The 16,056-nt window shown below is 52.6% G+C and carries 19 protein-coding genes; 8 read left to right on the top strand and 11 right to left on the bottom strand.

The window, feature by feature from the left end; all coding sequences use genetic code 11:
* Window positions 1-168: 168 nt before the first annotated feature.
* A complete protein-coding gene (locus CF651_RS05800) occupies window positions 169-552 on the top strand; it encodes a ribonuclease M5 (RefSeq protein WP_094013911.1) in 384 nt (127 codons plus the stop codon).
* Here the strand turns inward: CF651_RS05800 and CF651_RS05795 are convergent.
* From CF651_RS05795 to CF651_RS05750, 10 genes are all read right to left on the bottom strand, one after another.
* Window positions 542-1,465, bottom strand: a complete 924-nt coding sequence (locus CF651_RS05795) for an AEC family transporter (protein WP_094013910.1) — start codon at window positions 1,463-1,465, stop codon at window positions 542-544. The two genes, CF651_RS05800 and CF651_RS05795, sit on opposite strands and share 11 nt — an antisense overlap.
* A gap of 42 nt (window positions 1,466-1,507) precedes the next feature.
* Window positions 1,508-2,140 carry an SCO family protein gene (locus CF651_RS05790; protein ID WP_245855728.1) on the bottom strand — a complete coding sequence of 211 codons (633 nt, stop codon included), beginning with the start codon at window positions 2,138-2,140 and terminating at the stop codon, window positions 1,508-1,510.
* Window positions 2,141-2,239: 99 nt separating this feature from the next.
* Window positions 2,240-3,199, bottom strand: a complete 960-nt coding sequence (gene cyoE, locus CF651_RS05785; protein WP_245855724.1) for a heme o synthase — start codon at window positions 3,197-3,199, stop codon at window positions 2,240-2,242.
* Between the two features lie 271 nt (window positions 3,200-3,470).
* Window positions 3,471-3,992 (bottom strand): PadR family transcriptional regulator, encoded by a 522-nt coding sequence (locus CF651_RS05780; protein ID WP_094013909.1) that lies wholly within the window; start codon window positions 3,990-3,992, stop codon window positions 3,471-3,473.
* Window positions 3,993-4,076: 84 nt separating this feature from the next.
* Entirely contained in the window at window positions 4,077-4,943 is an 867-nt protein-coding gene (locus CF651_RS05775) for an urease accessory protein UreD (RefSeq protein ID WP_094013908.1), read from the bottom strand.
* On the bottom strand, window positions 4,936-5,595 hold the full coding sequence (gene ureG, locus CF651_RS05770) for an urease accessory protein UreG (RefSeq protein ID WP_094013907.1): 660 nt from the start codon (window positions 5,593-5,595) through the stop codon (window positions 4,936-4,938). The genes CF651_RS05775 and ureG overlap by 8 nt, the downstream gene beginning before the upstream one ends.
* A gap of 40 nt (window positions 5,596-5,635) precedes the next feature.
* The gene (locus tag CF651_RS05765; protein WP_094013906.1) at window positions 5,636-6,337 is read right to left on the bottom strand and encodes an urease accessory protein UreF; all 702 of its coding nucleotides are present in this window, start codon (window positions 6,335-6,337) and stop codon (window positions 5,636-5,638) included.
* A gap of 99 nt (window positions 6,338-6,436) precedes the next feature.
* Complete coding sequence (gene ureC, locus CF651_RS05760; protein WP_425436224.1) at window positions 6,437-8,158, bottom strand: urease subunit alpha; 1,722 nt, start codon at window positions 8,156-8,158, stop codon at window positions 6,437-6,439.
* 14 nt (window positions 8,159-8,172) lie between these two features.
* Window positions 8,173-8,538 carry an urease subunit beta gene (locus CF651_RS05755; RefSeq protein ID WP_094013904.1) on the bottom strand — a complete coding sequence of 122 codons (366 nt, stop codon included), beginning with the start codon at window positions 8,536-8,538 and terminating at the stop codon, window positions 8,173-8,175.
* A 17-nt stretch (window positions 8,539-8,555) separates the two neighbouring features.
* Window positions 8,556-8,861, bottom strand: coding sequence for an urease subunit gamma (locus CF651_RS05750; protein WP_094013903.1), 306 nt, complete (start codon window positions 8,859-8,861; stop codon window positions 8,556-8,558).
* 484 nt (window positions 8,862-9,345) lie between these two features.
* Between CF651_RS05750 and urtA the strand changes: the two genes are divergently transcribed.
* The 6 genes from urtA (at window position 9,346) to CF651_RS05720 (ending at window position 15,336) form a co-directional block, all read left to right on the top strand.
* Entirely contained in the window at window positions 9,346-10,617 is a 1,272-nt protein-coding gene (gene urtA, locus CF651_RS05745; RefSeq protein WP_094013902.1) for an urea ABC transporter substrate-binding protein, read from the top strand.
* A gap of 96 nt (window positions 10,618-10,713) precedes the next feature.
* Window positions 10,714-11,619 (top strand): urea ABC transporter permease subunit UrtB, encoded by a 906-nt coding sequence (gene urtB, locus CF651_RS05740; protein WP_094013901.1) that lies wholly within the window; start codon window positions 10,714-10,716, stop codon window positions 11,617-11,619.
* 17 nt (window positions 11,620-11,636) lie between these two features.
* Window positions 11,637-12,758 (top strand): urea ABC transporter permease subunit UrtC, encoded by a 1,122-nt coding sequence (urtC, locus tag CF651_RS05735; protein ID WP_094013900.1) that lies wholly within the window; start codon window positions 11,637-11,639, stop codon window positions 12,756-12,758.
* 52 nt (window positions 12,759-12,810) lie between these two features.
* Window positions 12,811-13,593, top strand: a complete 783-nt coding sequence (urtD, locus tag CF651_RS05730; RefSeq protein WP_094013899.1) for an urea ABC transporter ATP-binding protein UrtD — start codon at window positions 12,811-12,813, stop codon at window positions 13,591-13,593.
* On the top strand, window positions 13,586-14,281 hold the full coding sequence (gene urtE / locus CF651_RS05725) for an urea ABC transporter ATP-binding subunit UrtE (protein WP_094013898.1): 696 nt from the start codon (window positions 13,586-13,588) through the stop codon (window positions 14,279-14,281). Before urtD ends, urtE begins: the two co-directional genes overlap by 8 nt.
* 227 nt (window positions 14,282-14,508) lie before the next feature.
* On the top strand, window positions 14,509-15,336 hold the full coding sequence (locus tag CF651_RS05720) for an aldo/keto reductase (RefSeq protein WP_094014101.1): 828 nt from the start codon (window positions 14,509-14,511) through the stop codon (window positions 15,334-15,336).
* Here the strand turns inward: CF651_RS05720 and CF651_RS05715 are convergent.
* Entirely contained in the window at window positions 15,326-15,547 is a 222-nt protein-coding gene (locus CF651_RS05715) for a hypothetical protein (protein ID WP_094013897.1), read from the bottom strand. The two genes, CF651_RS05720 and CF651_RS05715, sit on opposite strands and share 11 nt — an antisense overlap.
* Between CF651_RS05715 and gerQ the strand changes: the two genes are divergently transcribed.
* Complete coding sequence (gerQ, locus tag CF651_RS05710) at window positions 15,546-15,989, top strand: spore coat protein GerQ (protein WP_094013896.1); 444 nt, start codon at window positions 15,546-15,548, stop codon at window positions 15,987-15,989. The genes CF651_RS05715 and gerQ overlap by 2 nt on opposite strands.
* The last annotated feature ends 67 nt before the right edge of the window (window positions 15,990-16,056 follow it).

Genomic DNA, 16,056 nt, shown 5'->3' with positions numbered 1-16,056 from the left:
TAACCTCATACTAAAGGAACGCTGCATCGTCGTCAAGTCTTCTGCTTCGGTAACCGGCATTTCCTAGGAAATAAGAACGCGATGAAAAGGCTTGGAACGTTTGTCAAAACTGGATATACTACTTACAAAGCCTTTAAAGTCCAACACAGACAAGGCAGGTGAATTTCATTGGCTATCACGATCATCGTCGAAGGAAAGAATGATAAAAGCAGGCTCCGCCGTCTTTTAACGGGCGAGGTTTCGATTGTATGCACATTCGGCTCCCTGAACACCGATAAGCTGGAATCGCTTAAGAAAAAAGCAGGCCAGGATGAAGTGTTCCTGTTCACCGACAATGATGCGTCCGGCAAAAAAATCAGAGGGATTCTCAGGGATACATTTCCCGATTCGGAGCAAATTTACACCCGAAGAGGCTATGCCGGTGTCGAAGGAACCCCTGATGAATATATCATCCAGCAATTAGAAAAAGCCGGCCTGGAAGAGTACATTATTTACCCTCCGCAGGATCCGGCTCTACCGATGCAGGTGACGAAGCCCTCGATTACGAAATAAATTTCATTAAATAAATGACGATAGTCACCGTGAAAATACTAAATATCGTTGAAGAAAACACGACCTGCGACGAGAACTCGGGTTCATTGTCGTACTCTACGGCGATCAGCACGCTGCTCAGCGACGTGGGTACGGCACACGATAGGACCAGTGCCTGTGCCATAGCTCCTTGAATCCCCATCAACCAAACAACGACAAAGCCTACAGCCGGACCAATAAGGAGCCGAAGCACATTGGACAGCATGACGTCCGAAAATCTCAGCTGCCATTTCATACTGCCCAGCTGTACCCCCAAAGTGATAAGTGCAGTTGCAATAAATGCGTTAGAAATATAATTAATCGGAGCATAAATCGGCTCTGGCACCGGAATGTGAAGCCCTCTCATCAGAAAAGCCAACGGAATGACATAGATAATCGGCAGCGTCATAATGGTTTTGAGCGATTGCTTCGGGTCCTGCTTATGAGCATTGACGCTATAGATGCCATATGTATTCGGCAGCAGGCTTTGCATCATCATGATGATAATCTGGATCGATAGCGTGAACGCATCTCCTACGAAAACGAGCTGATTCAGCGGAATCGCATAATTGGCACTATTGTAGAAAATAACGCTGTTGCGCATCGCCGTCACCATGCCCCCTTGGTACCCGCGCCATTTCATCACGAGCTCCACCAGCAGGTACATGGCAGCAAAATAGATAAGAAAAAATATCAGCGTCTGTCCGAGCAATGACATCGTTAATTCGGACTCATACAGCATTTTGAACACGAGCGCCGGAGAAAACAAATAAAAGTTCAGCTTGGACAATGTCTTGATATCCAGTTTGAAGGCCCGGTAAAGACCCGCGCCGAGAGCGATCATTATCGTCAAGGGAATGACATTGTTCAACAATATGTGCGTAAAATAGGTCATGGTTGTTTGCTCTCCCAGGTGCCTTCTTTCTTAGGTGCCATCCTATTCTTTCGTCAGGTTCATCATATCCTGCGTAATTTTATCAATGTTCAAATCGGCATCGCTGCCGTCGTAGTAGCTGCGCATGTCGCCTTTTTTATCTACCAGCAAAATAAAGTTTTGATGCGTGAACGTTCCGCCTTGCGGGTCTTTAATGACCATAAGACCGAACTGCTGCGCAAGGTCAAGCACTGTCTTCTCTTCATTCGCACGCAGGAAGTACCAGCCTTTATAGTCGGGATGGTATCGGCTTGAGAACTCCTTCAGCTGCGCCGTCGTATCCTTGGTCGGGTCGAAGCTGATCGAGACGATCGCCGTTTTATCGCCGAAGCCGCCTTTTTTCACCAATTGATCTTGAATTTTGGACAACGTATACGTCGTCGGCGGACATACGTCCGGACAAGTGGAATAGAAGAAATAAACCAGCTTCACTTTTCCTGCCAGCTCCGCCGAGCCGACCTGTTTCCCGTCCAGATTCTCCAGCTTGAAGTCCGGCGTTTTGCGGATAACGCCCAGCTTCTCCTCTTTCCCCTTCATCAGCATGTAAGCGAACGTTCCGATCATGGCCAGCAGCAGCACCACGACTACAATTTTGAACCACTTACCTTGCCCTCCTGCATTTGCACCAGCTTCCACTATGTATCATCTCCTCGTCATTTCTGCAAAAAAAGCCCCATGCTGTCATGGGACTTCATCGCATTCCAGTTGTATTCAGCTATGGACTTTGGCGTTTGCTTAGCCCACAGGTGTTTTCACTGTTGTCAAAACAATAATAATGAACAACAGCGTTAAATAATTGATCGAATAAATGAACATCTTTTTCGCCCAGAGCACTTCGTCCTCCGCTTTGAAGCCCTTGATGGAGAGGAACGCCCAGTACAAGCCCATCGCGGCGGCGGCGTAGAAATAAATGACGTTCACATAACCATATACATACAAAAGCAGGGAAACGGGCACGATCAGCACAACATAGCGGATCATCGCCATTTTGGTCACAAACGAGCCTTTGACCACTGGCAGCAGAGGAAAGCCTGCGGCACGGTATTCTTCTACACGGCGAATGCCGAGAGCCCAGAAATGGGGAGGCTGCCACAGGAACATGATGCCAAACAAAATCAAGGCGCCGGCATCGATATCTTGACGAACCGCACAGTATCCGATGACAGGCGGTACCGCTCCGGAGAAGCTTCCTACAAAGGTACTCCAAACCGAGGTACGCTTAAACCACGCCGTATACACCCAAACGTAAAGAAACAGACCGAGCATTCCGAGCAGCGCCGAAATCGGATTGACGAGCAGCCAAAGCCCCGATACCCCGATGATGCCGAGAATAATGCCGTACCACAAAACCACCTGCGCGGACAGCTTTCCAGTTGCCGTTGCCCGGTTCTGGGTTCTGGCCATCTTGGTGTCCAGATCACGGTCAAGATAATTGTTGAGCACGCAGCCTGATGCCATGACTAACGCGGTTCCAATCATCGTATACAGCATTTGCAGCCAATTCACATGCCATCCGGATGCGACCCAGAAGCCGCCGAACGCAGTGATCGAATTCGAAAAAATAATGCCCGGCTTGGCCAGCTGCACAAAATCTCTCCAAGTGACAGGTCCTTGATCGACTTGATCCGCGTGCTGCGACTCTGCAACAGCTGCAGCAGAATCCGCCGGAAGATCCAGCCCTATTTGTTTTCCCACGGTATTGTACCTCCTTAAAGCCTCCCTCAGGAAAGCTTGGTTCGTAGCATGACTTTTCTATATTGAAAAGTACCTTTGATGCGATAACCTAGTGACTATGTTCACAAAGATCGGCGAGGGGATTTGCCTGCCCCCGCATTTCTCCTTTATCATATCAACCTCATACCCGTTTGACAACAAAAGGCATGATGAATTCAAAATATTGTCGATATATTGCGAACCGAAATCAACAATTACTTGAACACGGCTTTTCCTGTGGAACCATCTGCCATTATTCCAAAGCCTGCATCAGCTTCCGCATAAACCGCAGATCCGCATCTATGATTTCGATCGTGTTGTCCATGGCCCACAGGATGGGTCCCGTCTGTTCAACTACCGCTCTTTCTTCCCTTCGGCTAACCCAAACCAGGCGCATATCTTCCAGCCTCTGCTTATTTTGCTGCAAAAACACCAAAGCATCCCTTTTTTCCAAAAAAGACAGCCAAGGAATCATCGTGAAAAAGGCCGATCCGGTCTCGTGCGGCGGCTGAACCATCGCGGAACGAAGCAGCTCCATGAACGTCTGGCGGCCCTGCTCTGTAATGGCATACGTTTTGCGAAGCCGTGCGCCGGTCCGCTCCTCCGATTCCGTCACAACAAGACCTTCGTGCTCCATCTTGTTCAAAGCATAGTAAATGGAGCCGGACAGCACGTTGGACCAAACGTCCAGCCGCTGGCTTTGGATTTGCTGCTGCAGCTCGTATCCGTGCATCGGCCGCTGCAGCAGCATGCCCAGAATCAACAAATTCGTCATGCCGGACCCTCCTTCAAAGTGAAAAATCCGCCGCAGCAACTACCGCGGACGGAATGATGGTTTGTTGTATTGTGCTTGCCAGTCTTATTTTCGCACCTGGAGTGGAGGTTTGTCAAAAAGCTCCTTGCGGATATATTGCCAAACCGCTTCCAGCAAAAATTGGATTGCATGTACCTTATGCCCGAGCACCGAAAGGATCAGACCGTGCTTGTATGCGCGGCTGAGCCCGTAATAAAGCGGAGACTGCTGAACCGCCCTCCCGGCAGCCGCCTGGTCTGAACGTTCCTGCAGCACATGCTCGATAAACTCCCGAAGCTGCTCGATGAACGTCTCCCCGATGCCGTCATAGAACAAGTACAAGGAGCCGCTGTGGGTATAGTCCGACCAGCTGCCGATTCCGGCAAGCCTCTGTCTTCCCGGCTCAACCCTTTGTCTGGCTGCACAAATCAGTTCGTTATCATAATAGACGGAAAGCTTGTTTTGGTACAGCGTATAGTGAAAAATTTCCCCCCGGTGGGTTCGGCCCGGGCATACGAGGTCTGTTAACAATAAAGCGGAGCCCGGTTCCATCCGAACCTCCATGGTGCTGGAAAGAACGGCGTCCTTATACAGCATTAACGGTTCGGGCATGTACTCGACGTAGCTGCCTCGAAGGAGCGTGAGCGATTGCTTCTGCTCGCTGAGCGGGTGCGCGTAAGCCGGATGCACCTTGGTGTACGACTGATTGGTAATGAACACTTGCGTTTCCTCGCCGAACCGCCAATCCAGCTCATAGCGGTCCCCGGACATGATCCCCGGCGACGCGTCCATGACGTAAACTCCGAGCTGGCCTCCATCGAACGGGAAGGCTTTGGCGATTTTGAGCGGATAAGCGTGCATTCTATCGCTTAATTTTGTCTGCCCTTCCACTTCCGCGAAGGAAGCGGAGATGCAGCCGGTGATGCTAGGCACGGTGAAATTCCTTCTCGATCCAATCCACGATCGTATCCAGACCTTGGCCGTCGAACAGATTGGAGAAGACAAACGGTCTCTCCCCGCGCATTTTCAATGTATCTTCCTCCATGACCGCCAGGCTCGCTCTGACATGGGGAGCCAGATCGATTTTGTTGATGACGAGCATGTCGGAGCGAATGATGCCCGGGCCGCCCTTGCGGGGGATTTTCTCCCCCTGCGCCACGTCGATAATATAGATGAAGCGATCCACCAATTCGGGGCTGAACGCTGCCGCGAGGTTATCCCCGCCGCTCTCGATAAAAATGATATCCAGATGGGAGAAACGGTTCTCCAGCTCCTCGATCGCTTCAAAGTTCATCGATGCGTCCTCGCGGATCGCCGTATGCGGGCAGCCGCCCGTCTCCACACCGATAATGCGTTCCGCCGGCAAAGCCTCCGAGCGAATCAAAATATTCGCGTCTTCCTTTGTATAGATATCATTTGTGATCACAGCGATGCTGTAACGATCATTAAGCCTGCGTGCCAGACGCTCGACAAGCGCCGTTTTCCCTGATCCGACCGGCCCTCCGATTCCGATTCTCATAGGACGATCCATGTGCGGGTGGTCCGGCGTTTCCCAATGATGATGATGCGATGATCCTTGACACATATGCGTCAGCCTCCTGTTTATATAAAATGGCAGCGATAGATTAAGACATAAATAATCTGGAATAAAGCGCCTCGTGGCGCATCATGGCGATGTCCGCTGATGGGGTGTTGCCAAAGCCGTCCTCCAGCGGGTCCAGCGATTCCACGCTGCGCCATGCGTCGGTAATGACCGGAAGCAGCTCCGACAATAGCCGCTGCCCCTCGGTCTGGCCGATGGACATCAGCCGAAGACCGCTGTTGATGCATGTCATTGTACAGGCATACAGGTAGCCTTCGGCCGCCATCGCAAGCGGCACCCGAAGATGGTAGCTGAGCCAGCCGTGAATCAACGGATGGGTTCCGAAGCATTGCCGGTCCCGAACGGCAGCCAGCAGAATGTTCCACGGCAGATCCGGGTACATGGCCCGGGCGAGCTGCTGCAGCCTGCGGCCCATTTTGACGACGCCTTCTCTCGTTTCCACGGCCGTTCTCTGCACATGCTGGGTGCGGTCCACCTCCCAGAGGGACGACCATTCCTGGTTCGGCGCATATAGATATACGGCCTTGACCGCGAGCGCATCCACCGGAGCCCAGCTCTGGTACAGCATTGTTTCAATATATTGCTTCAGCTGCACAGGCTGCTCGACGACGCCCAGCTGCACCAGCGTCTCCAGGCCGAACGAATGTGAGAAGCCGCCGATCGGCAGGGCGGAATCCAGCAATTGTACATAGGAGAGCCAAGAAGGCGGGTTTGGTTGCTGCATGAGTACCCTCCACTCCTCCATTTAAAAAGCCCAGCGCCGCAAAGGAAGGAAATATCTCCGCCTTTTTAAATGGATTCGCTAAAATATAGAAAGAAAGAATTAGAAAAGAAAATACCTCTGCGCCATAGGCAGCTCCACAGCAGGCTCGCAAGTTATCGCCGTGCCATCCACCTTTACCTCGTACGTTTCCGGGTTGACCTCCAGCTTCGGCGTCTCGCCGTTATGGATCATATCCTTCTTGGTCACGCTGCGGCAGTTTTTCACCGGCTCGATCCGCTTTTGCAGGCCCAGCTTCTCGTGCACTCCTAGATCGTAAGCAGCTTGGGAGATGAACGTAATGTTGTGATTCAACGCTTTCCCGAAGGAGCCGAACATCGGTCTGCCGAAGACAGGCTGCGGCGTCGGGATCGAAGCGTTGGGGTCGCCCATTTGGGCGTAGGCGATAATGCCCCCTTTGAGCACCAAATCCGGCTTGATGCCGAAGAACATCGGGCTCCACACGACAAGATCAGCCAGCTTACCCACCTCCACCGAACCGACAAGGTGGCTGATCCCGTGGGTAATCGCAGGGTTAATCGTGTATTTGGCGACATAGCGCTTAATACGGAAGTTGTCCTGCTCGCTCGCAGGCTCGGAGGTCTCCCCCGGCGCGGGCAAATAGCCGCGCTGTTTCTTCATCTTATCCGCCGTTTGCCACGTGCGGATAATCACTTCGCCGACCCGGCCCATCGCCTGTGAATCGGAGCTGAGCATGCTGAACACGCCCATGTCGTGCAAAATATCTTCGGCCGCAATCGTCTCCGGCCGGATCCGCGAATCCGCAAAAGCGACATCCTCCGGAATGCGGCTGTCAAGATGATGGCAAACCATCAGCATATCGAGATGCTCTTCCACTGTATTCACCGTGTAAGGACGGGTCGGATTCGTTGACGACGGAAGCACATTCAGCTCCGCGGCAGCACGGATAATATCCGGAGCATGCCCGCCGCCGGCGCCTTCGGTATGGTACGTATGAATCGTACGGCCGCCGATGGCTGCGAGCGTATCCTCGACGAAGCCCGCTTCATTCAATGTGTCGGTGTGGATCGCGACCTGCACGTCGTACTGGTCCGCCACCTTCAGACACGCATCGATCGCCGCGGGCGTCGTGCCCCAGTCCTCATGCAGCTTCAGCCCGATCGCCCCCGCTTCCACCTGCTCCACGAGCGGGGCTGTGAAAGCGGCGTTGCCTTTGCCGGTGAAGCCAAGGTTCATCGGGAACGCCTCCGCCGCCTCCAGCATGCGGTACATGTGCCAAGCGCCAGGCGTACACGTCGTAGCGCTCGTTCCCGCGGCAGGACCTGTACCTCCGCCGATCATCGTCGTCACGCCGGATGCGAGTGCCGTTTCGATTTGCTGAGGGCATATATAATGAATATGGGTGTCGATGCCCCCGGCGGTAATGATTTTGCCCTCTCCTGCGATCACCTCTGTGCTGGCTCCAACAACCATATTCGGATGCACCCCGTCCATCAGATCGGGATTTCCCGCTTTGCCAATACCTGCGATCAGGCCGTCCTTGATGCCGATATCGGCCTTCACGACACCCCAATGATCAATAATGATGGCATTCGTAATCAAGGTATCCAGTACGCCTTGATCGCGGGTATGCCGGCTGGATTGACCCATACCGTCGCGAATGACCTTTCCCCCGCCGAACTTGCATTCTTCCCCGTACACGGTATGATCCGCTTCGATCTCGGCCCACAGCTCCGTATCCGCTAACCGAACGGCATCTCCGACCGTAGGACCGAACATTTGCGCATAGGCTTTTCGACTCATCGTTGCCACGTTAGCTACACCCCTTCCTTCCATTCATCCAGCCGTTTTTTCACTTCGGCGGGAAGCGCCCCCGGAACAGCCTCTCCTTGACTTAAGCTGTTCAAGCCGTAGGATAGCTTTGCTCCGCCAAGCTCCACGAGCTGGACCGGCTTCTCTTCGCCCGGCTCGAACCGGACCGCCGTACCTGCCGGAATGTTCAACCGCATACCGAATGCCTGCTCCCGTTCAAACAGAAGCCCGCGGTTCACTTCAAAAAAATGATAATGAGAGCCCACCTGCACCGGACGGTCTCCAGCATTAATGACAAGAAGGTCGACTGTTTTTTTGCCGGCATTCAGCGTAATTTCTCCATCTTTGACACGGTATTCGCCTGGAATCATCCTCGTGCTCCTCCCCATTAATGTCCTATTGGTTGATGAACGGTAACGAGCTTGGTCCCGTCGGGAAAGGTCGCTTCTACCTGTACCTCATGTATCATTTGAGGGACACCCTCCATCACCTGATCCGCTTTAAGAATAGTCGTCCCGTATTGCATAAGCTGAGCCACCGTCATCCCATCGCGCGCTCCCTCCATAATTTCCGAGGTAATTAAAGCTATGCTTTCAGGATAATTCAACTTCACACCCCGCTGAAGCCTTCTTCGGGCCAAATCCGCGGCGACGGTAATGAGCAGCTTTTCTTTTTCCCTTTCCGTTAAATGCATAATTGAAGTTCCTCCTTAGGACCCATGTACACAAATCTTCATTAATGTTATATAACCTGACGTGATAAAGACGAATATTGAATAGCATCTGAGTATATTATATTCGCTATTTTACCAACTGTAAATCTCCAATGTCATTTTACTTCCCTCAAAATTCAATGGATATTACGCATTTTTAGCTATTTTTCGGTCATAAAAGGATAATATCCCTGAATAAGGAATTAAAAAGCCGAAGGTTAGCTCGAAAATATTTTTCGTGTAATGTATATTGACACAAACTTAACGCATAATCTATGATATGTCATGTGAGAAAACGTTCCAAATGAATTTTACAGCATGAAATATCCGGATATTCATCGGCTTCCATGACGCGGATAGAACTCACTGGCTTGCCGGATTGAACTGTTGGCAAGCTATGCTCTACTCACCGGCATCATGCATGATGCCATGGGGAGTACCCATTATTTAAAGAGGAGTGGATAGGATGAAGGTACAGAAAAAAGGGATCAAAGTTTTAATGGCGGTGTGCATGTCACTCACCGCATTGCTGGCCGGCTGCGCATCAACCGCCAAGCCAGCCGCTACACCTGCAGCGACAGAAACGAAAACCGACGCAAAGCCGGCGAATGCAGGAAGCGACACGATTCCGGTAGGCATCCTGCACTCCCTTACGGGAACCATGTCTATTAGCGAAGTATCCGTTAAGGATGCCGAGATGATGGCCATCGAAGAAATCAACAAGGCTGGGGGCGTGCTCGGGAAGCAGCTGAAGCCGATCATCGAGGATGGCGCTTCCGATTGGCCGACATTCGCAGAGAAAACAAAGAAGCTGCTGCAAAAAGACAAAACAGCGGTTATCTTCGGAGGATGGACATCGGCAAGCCGTAAAGCCGTGCTTCCTGTAGTCGAGCAAAACAAAGGACTCTTTTTCTATCCGGTTCAATACGAGGGCCTGGAGGCTTCACCCAACATTTTCTATACCGGGGCGACAACGAACCAGCAAATCGTACCGGCAGTCTCGTGGCTGCTGCAAAACAAAGGCAAGAAGTTTTTCTTGCTCGGCTCCGATTACGTGTTCCCTAGAACGGCCAACAAAATTATTAAAGAGCAGTTGAAAGCGGAAGGCGGCACCCTGATTGCCGAAGAATATACGCCGCTCGGACATACCGATTACAACACAATTATTAGTAAGATCAAAAAGGAAAAGCCGGATGTTGTCTTCAATACTTTGAACGGCGACAGCAACGTAGCCTTCTTCAAGCAATTGAAGGATGCAGGCATCACATCAAAGGATCTGACCACCCTATCCGTTAGTGTGGCGGAGGAAGAAATCCGCGGGATCGGCGCTTCCGTGCTGGAAGGACACTATACTGCATGGAACTACTACCAAACAACGGATACGCCGGAAAACAAAAAGTTCGTTGAAGCTTACAAAGCGAAGTACGGCAAAGACCGCGTGACGGACGATCCGATCGAAGCAGGCTACTTTGGCGTCTACCTGTGGGCGGAAGCCGTGAAAAAGGCCGGATCCGTGGATGTAGACAAAGTCAAGGAAGCTGCCAAAGGCATCGAGTTCAGTGCACCTGGCGGCAAGGTCAAAATCGACGGCGATAACCAGCACGTGTTCAAAACCGTACGCATCGGTCAAGTGCAGGCCGACGGGCTCATTAAAGAAGTATGGAATTCCGGACAGCCGGTCAAACCGGATCCATTCCTCAAAACCTATCCTTGGGGCGCAGAGGTTACGAAAAAATAACGACGGCTTAGACGCAGCACAATTTGAAGAAGAACCAATGGACGGGGCTGCCCCTTTGCGGGCAGTCTTGCGTTTTAAAGAAGGAGGTTGAAGCCGATGGGCTTACTGTTACTTCAATTATTTAACGGTATTTCGTTAAGCTCGATTCTGCTGCTTATCGCTCTGGGGCTTGCCATCACGTTCGGTTTGATGAATGTCATCAATATGGCGCACGGCGAGTTCATTATGATCGGCGCCTACATGGCCTATACGATCCAGCAGCTGTTCCAGAAATTTATGCCCGCCTCCGCCTTCGGCTGGTACTTCGTTCTCTCGATTGGCGTTGCCTTTGCCGTAGCTTTCGCTATCGGCTGGCTGCTCGAATATACCCTCATCCGCTTCCTGTACGGCCGCCCGCTCGACAGTCTGCTTGCCACTTGGGGCGTCAGTCTCGTCCTGCAGCAGCTGGCAAGACAAATATTCGGCGCGCCGAATGTCGCAGTCAAAGCGCCGGAATGGCTTGAGGGCGGTCTAGCGCTTAGCGCAGATTTGACGCTGCCCTACAAGCGGCTGTTTATCATCGGGCTCGTCATCGTGTGCATCACGATTATTTATTTGTACCAATATCGCAGTCGCGGAGGCCGCAATATGCAGGCCGTTATGCAAAACCGCAGTATGGCCTCCTGCCTTGGCATCTCCACCCGGCGTGTTGATGCGCAGGCCTTTGCCTTCGGCTCCGGCATGGCCGGTATCGCAGGCTGCGCCCTGACGCTGATCGGTCCGATCGGACCTTCCATCGGCACCTATTACATCGTCGATGCCTTCATGGTTGTCGTTTTGGGCGGCATTGGCAAAATCATCGGCACCGTGGCGGGCGCACTCGGCATCGGTGTACTGAACACCGCCTTCGAGTACACGACCAGCGCAACGCTCGGCAAAGTCATTGTGTTTACGCTGATCATTGCATTCCTGCAGTGGAAGCCTTCAGGCTTGGTCACCACCCGATCCCGGGCACTGGATTAAAGAGGGGGCAGATACCCATGAATTTATCTCTATCCAACACGAAAATAAAAATTGCATTTACGCTCATTTTGTTTGCTGTCATGCTCGCAGCGCCGATGTTTCTCTCCGAATTCCGGCTGTCGCTGCTCGGGAAGTTTCTGGCCTACGCCATCATTGCGATGGGGCTCGACCTGATCTGGGGCTACACCGGTATCCTGAGTCTCGGTCACGGTGTCTATTTCGGACTGGGAGCCTACTGCATGGCAATGCATCTGAAGCTCGTCGCTTCACACGGGGAGCTTCCCGACTTCATGTCCTGGAGCGGCGTCGACAAGCTGCCTGCCTTCTGGCTCCCCTTTCAGTCGGCGGCTGCGGCTATTGTGTTAGCGATCCTTGTGCCTATGGCGGTCGCCTTCCTGCTAGGCTACTTGACCTTCCGGAACCGGATCAAAGGCTCGTTCTTCTCGATCTTGTCACAGGCTCTCGTGATCATCACGGTGACGCTTTTCGTCGGACAGCAGGGCTATACCGGCGGCACGAACGGATTAACCAACTTCGATACCTTCCTTGGCCTGCCGATGGGAGAGCCTTCAACCAAGCTGACGTTCTACTACATTACAGCTTTCGTTGTAATTGCTACCCTTGTGCTCTGCCAATGGCTCGCAGGCAGCCGGTTGGGCAAAATCCTCGTCGCCATTCGTGACGGGGAGAACCGCGTCCGATTTATCGGCTACAACCCGGTAACGTACAAAGTATTCATCTATTGCATTTCCGCCGGTCTGGCAGGGCTCGCCGGCATCTTGTTCGTCCTGCAGGAGGGCATTGTCTCTCCCGCCCAAATGGGAATCGTTCCATCGATAGAAATGGTGCTGTGGGTTGCTATCGGCGGCAGGGCTTCCATCTTCGGAGCCATACTCGGCGCAGTCATCACGAACGCTGCCAAAACAAGCTTCAGCGAAGCCTATCCTGAGTGGTGGCCGATCATTCTAGGGGCCATGTTCATCGTCGTTGTCCTCTTTTTACCGAAAGGGATAGTAGGGACCTGCAAGGATTTTGCCGATAAAAGAGGCTGGTTTCAGGGGCGTAAGGCTGCTGTAATCAAGCCCCCCTCCCCGCTTGTCACGCTGGACAACGAGGGCAATCCCGCCGTGACCAAATAAATAGGGAAACATAGGATAGAAGGCTTGTAAAAAACGCTTAGGAGGAACTCACATGATGGAGACGTCACCCAGAAAAGAAATGGCAGCCGACTTATTGAGAATCGAACAGCTCGAAGTCGACTTTGAAGGCTTCAAAGCCATCCGCGGACTGGACTTCTCCCTCCAATCAGGGGAGTTGCGCTTCTTGATCGGTCCGAACGGCGCAGGTAAAACAACGCTGCTGGATGTGCTTTGCGGCAAAGTCAAGCCCTCCAAAGGGAAGGTTCGATTCAAGGATATCGATCTGAGCAAGCATCAGGAGCACCAAATCGCACAGCTCGGCGTGGGCCGTAAATTCCAGGCCCCCTCCATTTTCATCACACTGACCGTACAGGAAAATTTATTGCTCTCCATGCGGCAGAAACGCGGCCTTCTCAGCTCGCTCGTCGCCAAAACGACCCCCGAGCAGCGCGATAAGATGAAATATTACTTACACATGATCGGCCTGGAGCATAAGGCCAAAGATAAAGCAGGCTCCCTGTCCCATGGCGAAAAGCAGTGGCTTGAAATCGGCATGCTCCTCATCCAGGAGCCCGAGCTGCTGCTGCTGGATGAACCGGCCGCCGGCATGACCGACAGCGAGACCGAGAAAACCGGCGAGCTGCTGCATAAAATCAGTGACCAGCAGACGATCGTCGTCGTGGAGCACGACATGGAATTTGTGCGCCAGTTCGCCAAAACCGTTACGGTGATGCATGAAGGCACTGTGCTGCGCGAAGGAACGATGCAGGACATCCAAAACGACGATAAAGTGGCCGAGGTTTACTTGGGAAGAAGGGGTGAGCGCGATGCTTAGCATTCAGGAGCTGGAGGCAGGTTATGGAGAAAGCATGATTCTCCGGAACGTCCGCATGCAGGTTGAGCCCGGCCAGGTGGTCTGCCTGATGGGCCGCAACGGAGTCGGCAAAACGACGCTCATGAAAACAATCATGGGCCTGATCAAGCCCCGCAGGGGAACCATCACCTACAACGAGCGTGAGCTCACCCACACTTCCCCGGATAAGCGGGCGAAGGCAGGCATCGGCTATGTGCCGCAGGGAAGGGATATTTTCCCGATGCTGACCGTCGAGGAGAATCTGCTGCTCGGTCTGGAGGCCGGCAGCGTCCGCCGCAAAGGCGTGCCGGATTCCGTCTACGAGATGTTTCCGGTGCTGAGAGAAATGATGCGCCGCAAGGGCGGGGATTTAAGCGGGGGCCAGCAGCAGCAGCTTTCCATTGCCCGTGCGCTCGTAGCCGAGCCGCAGCTGATCCTTCTGGACGAGCCGATGGAAGGCATCCAGCCGTCCATCGTGATGGAGATTGAACAGGTGATTGAATCGATTAAAGCGAGCAAGCGGATGTCCGTTCTGCTGGTCGAGCAGAGTCTCACCTTTGCCACAAGCATCGCGGATTATTATTACGTGCTCGATAAAGGGACGATCGTTGCCGAGGGCAGTTCCTCTGCGCTGAGCGAGGAGCAGGTCAAAAAGCATTTGGCCGTGTGATCCTGCCCTGTGCAATTGATCCCATCAAGGAGGCATTGCACAAAATGGCATTAAGGCATTGGAAAACAGCAGCGATTCCGGCAGCTGTTTCTTTTTTTTACCGGCTCGATGAATCAATTCCCGCCCTCTCGGCCACCGCCGAATTTCATTCCTGCGACTCCGCGTGGTATGATAATAAAGAAAGGCTCTTGCATTCAAAAACCATTTCAAAGCGTAGGAGGAACCCCATGATCCAGCATATTTCCGACAGCACTGTATTACATAATGGAGTTAAAATGCCTTGGCTTGGACTTGGCGTTTGGAAAACGAAGGATGGCGATGAGGTCATTCAATCGGTCAAAACGGCTATTCAGGCCGGCTATCGCAGCATCGATACAGCCGCAGCCTACAACAACGAGGCCGGCGTAGGAGCAGGGATTAAGGAAGGCGGCGCAGCCCGCGAAGAGCTGTTTATTACGACCAAGGTATGGAATGCCGACCAAGGCTACGATTCGACTTTGCGCGCTTTTGAAGAAAGCCGCAGGAAGCTGGATCTGGAGGTCATCGATCTTTATCTGATCCACTGGCCGGTCCAGGGTAAGTATAAAGACACGTGGCGTGCGCTGGAGAAGCTGTACAAGGACGGCGCGGTCCGCGCTATCGGCGTTAGCAACTTTCAAGTGCACCATCTCGAGGAGCTGCTCGCGGGAAGCGAAGTCGTACCGATGGTAAACCAGGTTGAATGCCATCCGCGTCTGACCCAACAGGAGCTGCGCAGCTTCTGCGCAGCCCACCGGATTCAGCTGGAGGCCTGGAGCCCTCTCATGCAAGGCAATCTGGACATTCCGGTCCTGACCGAGCTTGCTGCGAAATACGGCAAATCGGCAGCTCAAATTATTTTGCGCTGGGATTTGCAGAACGGTATCGTCACCATTCCGAAGTCCGTTACCGAAGCGCGCATCCGTGAAAACGGCAATATATTCGACTTCTCCCTTTCGGAGGAAGATATCGCCAAGCTGGATGCATTGAACGAAAACCACCGGTTCGGCCCTGACCCGGATAACTTTAACTTTTAATATCGGCTACAAAATGCGAGAAGCTGCCGCCCGGTGCGGTGGCTTTTTTTGCGTTGCAGCCTTTTGCAGGGAACTGAAGGACGTGAAACAAGCTCTCGGAAAAAGCTCGGCTTTTTTCTTCTCCGAAAGGTGCTAATTGTCCAAGCCACCATAATAGGTATAAGTGTAGGAAAACAATATTCATTCCATTGAAGGAGGAATTTCCAAACATGACGAACCTTCCTTACCGGCCGTCAGGGACTCCCGCTTACAGTTATCCCGGGTATCCCCCTCAGGCAGGCGGGCAATTTCCGCAATATGCTCCCCAGACACAGCAAATGCAGCCGCCGCAGGTGCCAAGCGGGTCTTACATCTCTCCTCAGGGCACCACGGTCTCCCAGCTCCCTCTGGAGCAGTCCTTTATCGAAAATATTTTACGTTTGAACCTGGGCAAGATAGGCACGTTCTACATGACGTATGAAAACAACAGCGAATGGAATGCGAAAATATTCAAGGGCCGGATCGAAGCGGCTGGCCGCGATCACATTATTATCAGTGATCCGAACACGGGCATGCGTTATTTGCTGCTCATGGTGAACCTAGATTATGTGACCTTTGACGAGGAGCTGAAATACAGCTACCCTTACTCGGGTCAGCCTTTACCGCCCCGTTAATTTTAGAAGGTCCATCTAGAGCTGCTTCCCCTCTTCCCTCCTCCAACAAGGATAAACGGCTTCGCCA

Source organism: Paenibacillus rigui (genome assembly GCF_002234615.1).
GTDB classification, from domain to species: Bacteria; Bacillota; Bacilli; order Paenibacillales; family NBRC-103111; genus Paenibacillus_S; species Paenibacillus_S rigui.
This window is presented reverse-complemented; position numbering and strand designations above follow the sequence as displayed.

Coding starts and splice junctions, on each gene's coding strand:
- CF651_RS05795 (WP_094013910.1), bottom strand. CDS start 1,465: ATGACCTATTTTACGCACATATTGTTGAACAATGTCATTCCCTTGACG.
- CF651_RS05780 (WP_094013909.1), bottom strand. CDS start 3,992: ATGACGAATTTGTTGATTCTGGGCATGCTGCTGCAGCGGCCGATGCAC.
- ureG (WP_094013907.1), bottom strand. CDS start 5,595: ATGTGTCAAGGATCATCGCATCATCATCATTGGGAAACGCCGGACCAC.
- CF651_RS05765 (WP_094013906.1), bottom strand. CDS start 6,337: ATGCAGCAACCAAACCCGCCTTCTTGGCTCTCCTATGTACAATTGCTG.
- ureC (WP_425436224.1), bottom strand. CDS start 8,158: ATGAGTCGAAAAGCCTATGCGCAAATGTTCGGTCCTACGGTCGGAGAT.
- CF651_RS05755 (WP_094013904.1), bottom strand. CDS start 8,538: ATGATTCCAGGCGAATACCGTGTCAAAGATGGAGAAATTACGCTGAAT.
- CF651_RS05750 (WP_094013903.1), bottom strand. CDS start 8,861: ATGCATTTAACGGAAAGGGAAAAAGAAAAGCTGCTCATTACCGTCGCC.
- urtA (WP_094013902.1), top strand. CDS start 9,346: ATGAAGGTACAGAAAAAAGGGATCAAAGTTTTAATGGCGGTGTGCATG.
- urtB (WP_094013901.1), top strand. CDS start 10,714: ATGGGCTTACTGTTACTTCAATTATTTAACGGTATTTCGTTAAGCTCG.
- urtC (WP_094013900.1), top strand. CDS start 11,637: ATGAATTTATCTCTATCCAACACGAAAATAAAAATTGCATTTACGCTC.
- urtD (WP_094013899.1), top strand. CDS start 12,811: ATGATGGAGACGTCACCCAGAAAAGAAATGGCAGCCGACTTATTGAGA.
- urtE (WP_094013898.1), top strand. CDS start 13,586: ATGCTTAGCATTCAGGAGCTGGAGGCAGGTTATGGAGAAAGCATGATT.
- CF651_RS05720 (WP_094014101.1), top strand. CDS start 14,509: ATGATCCAGCATATTTCCGACAGCACTGTATTACATAATGGAGTTAAA.
- gerQ (WP_094013896.1), top strand. CDS start 15,546: ATGACGAACCTTCCTTACCGGCCGTCAGGGACTCCCGCTTACAGTTAT.
- CF651_RS05715 (WP_094013897.1), bottom strand. CDS start 15,547: ATGTTTGGAAATTCCTCCTTCAATGGAATGAATATTGTTTTCCTACAC.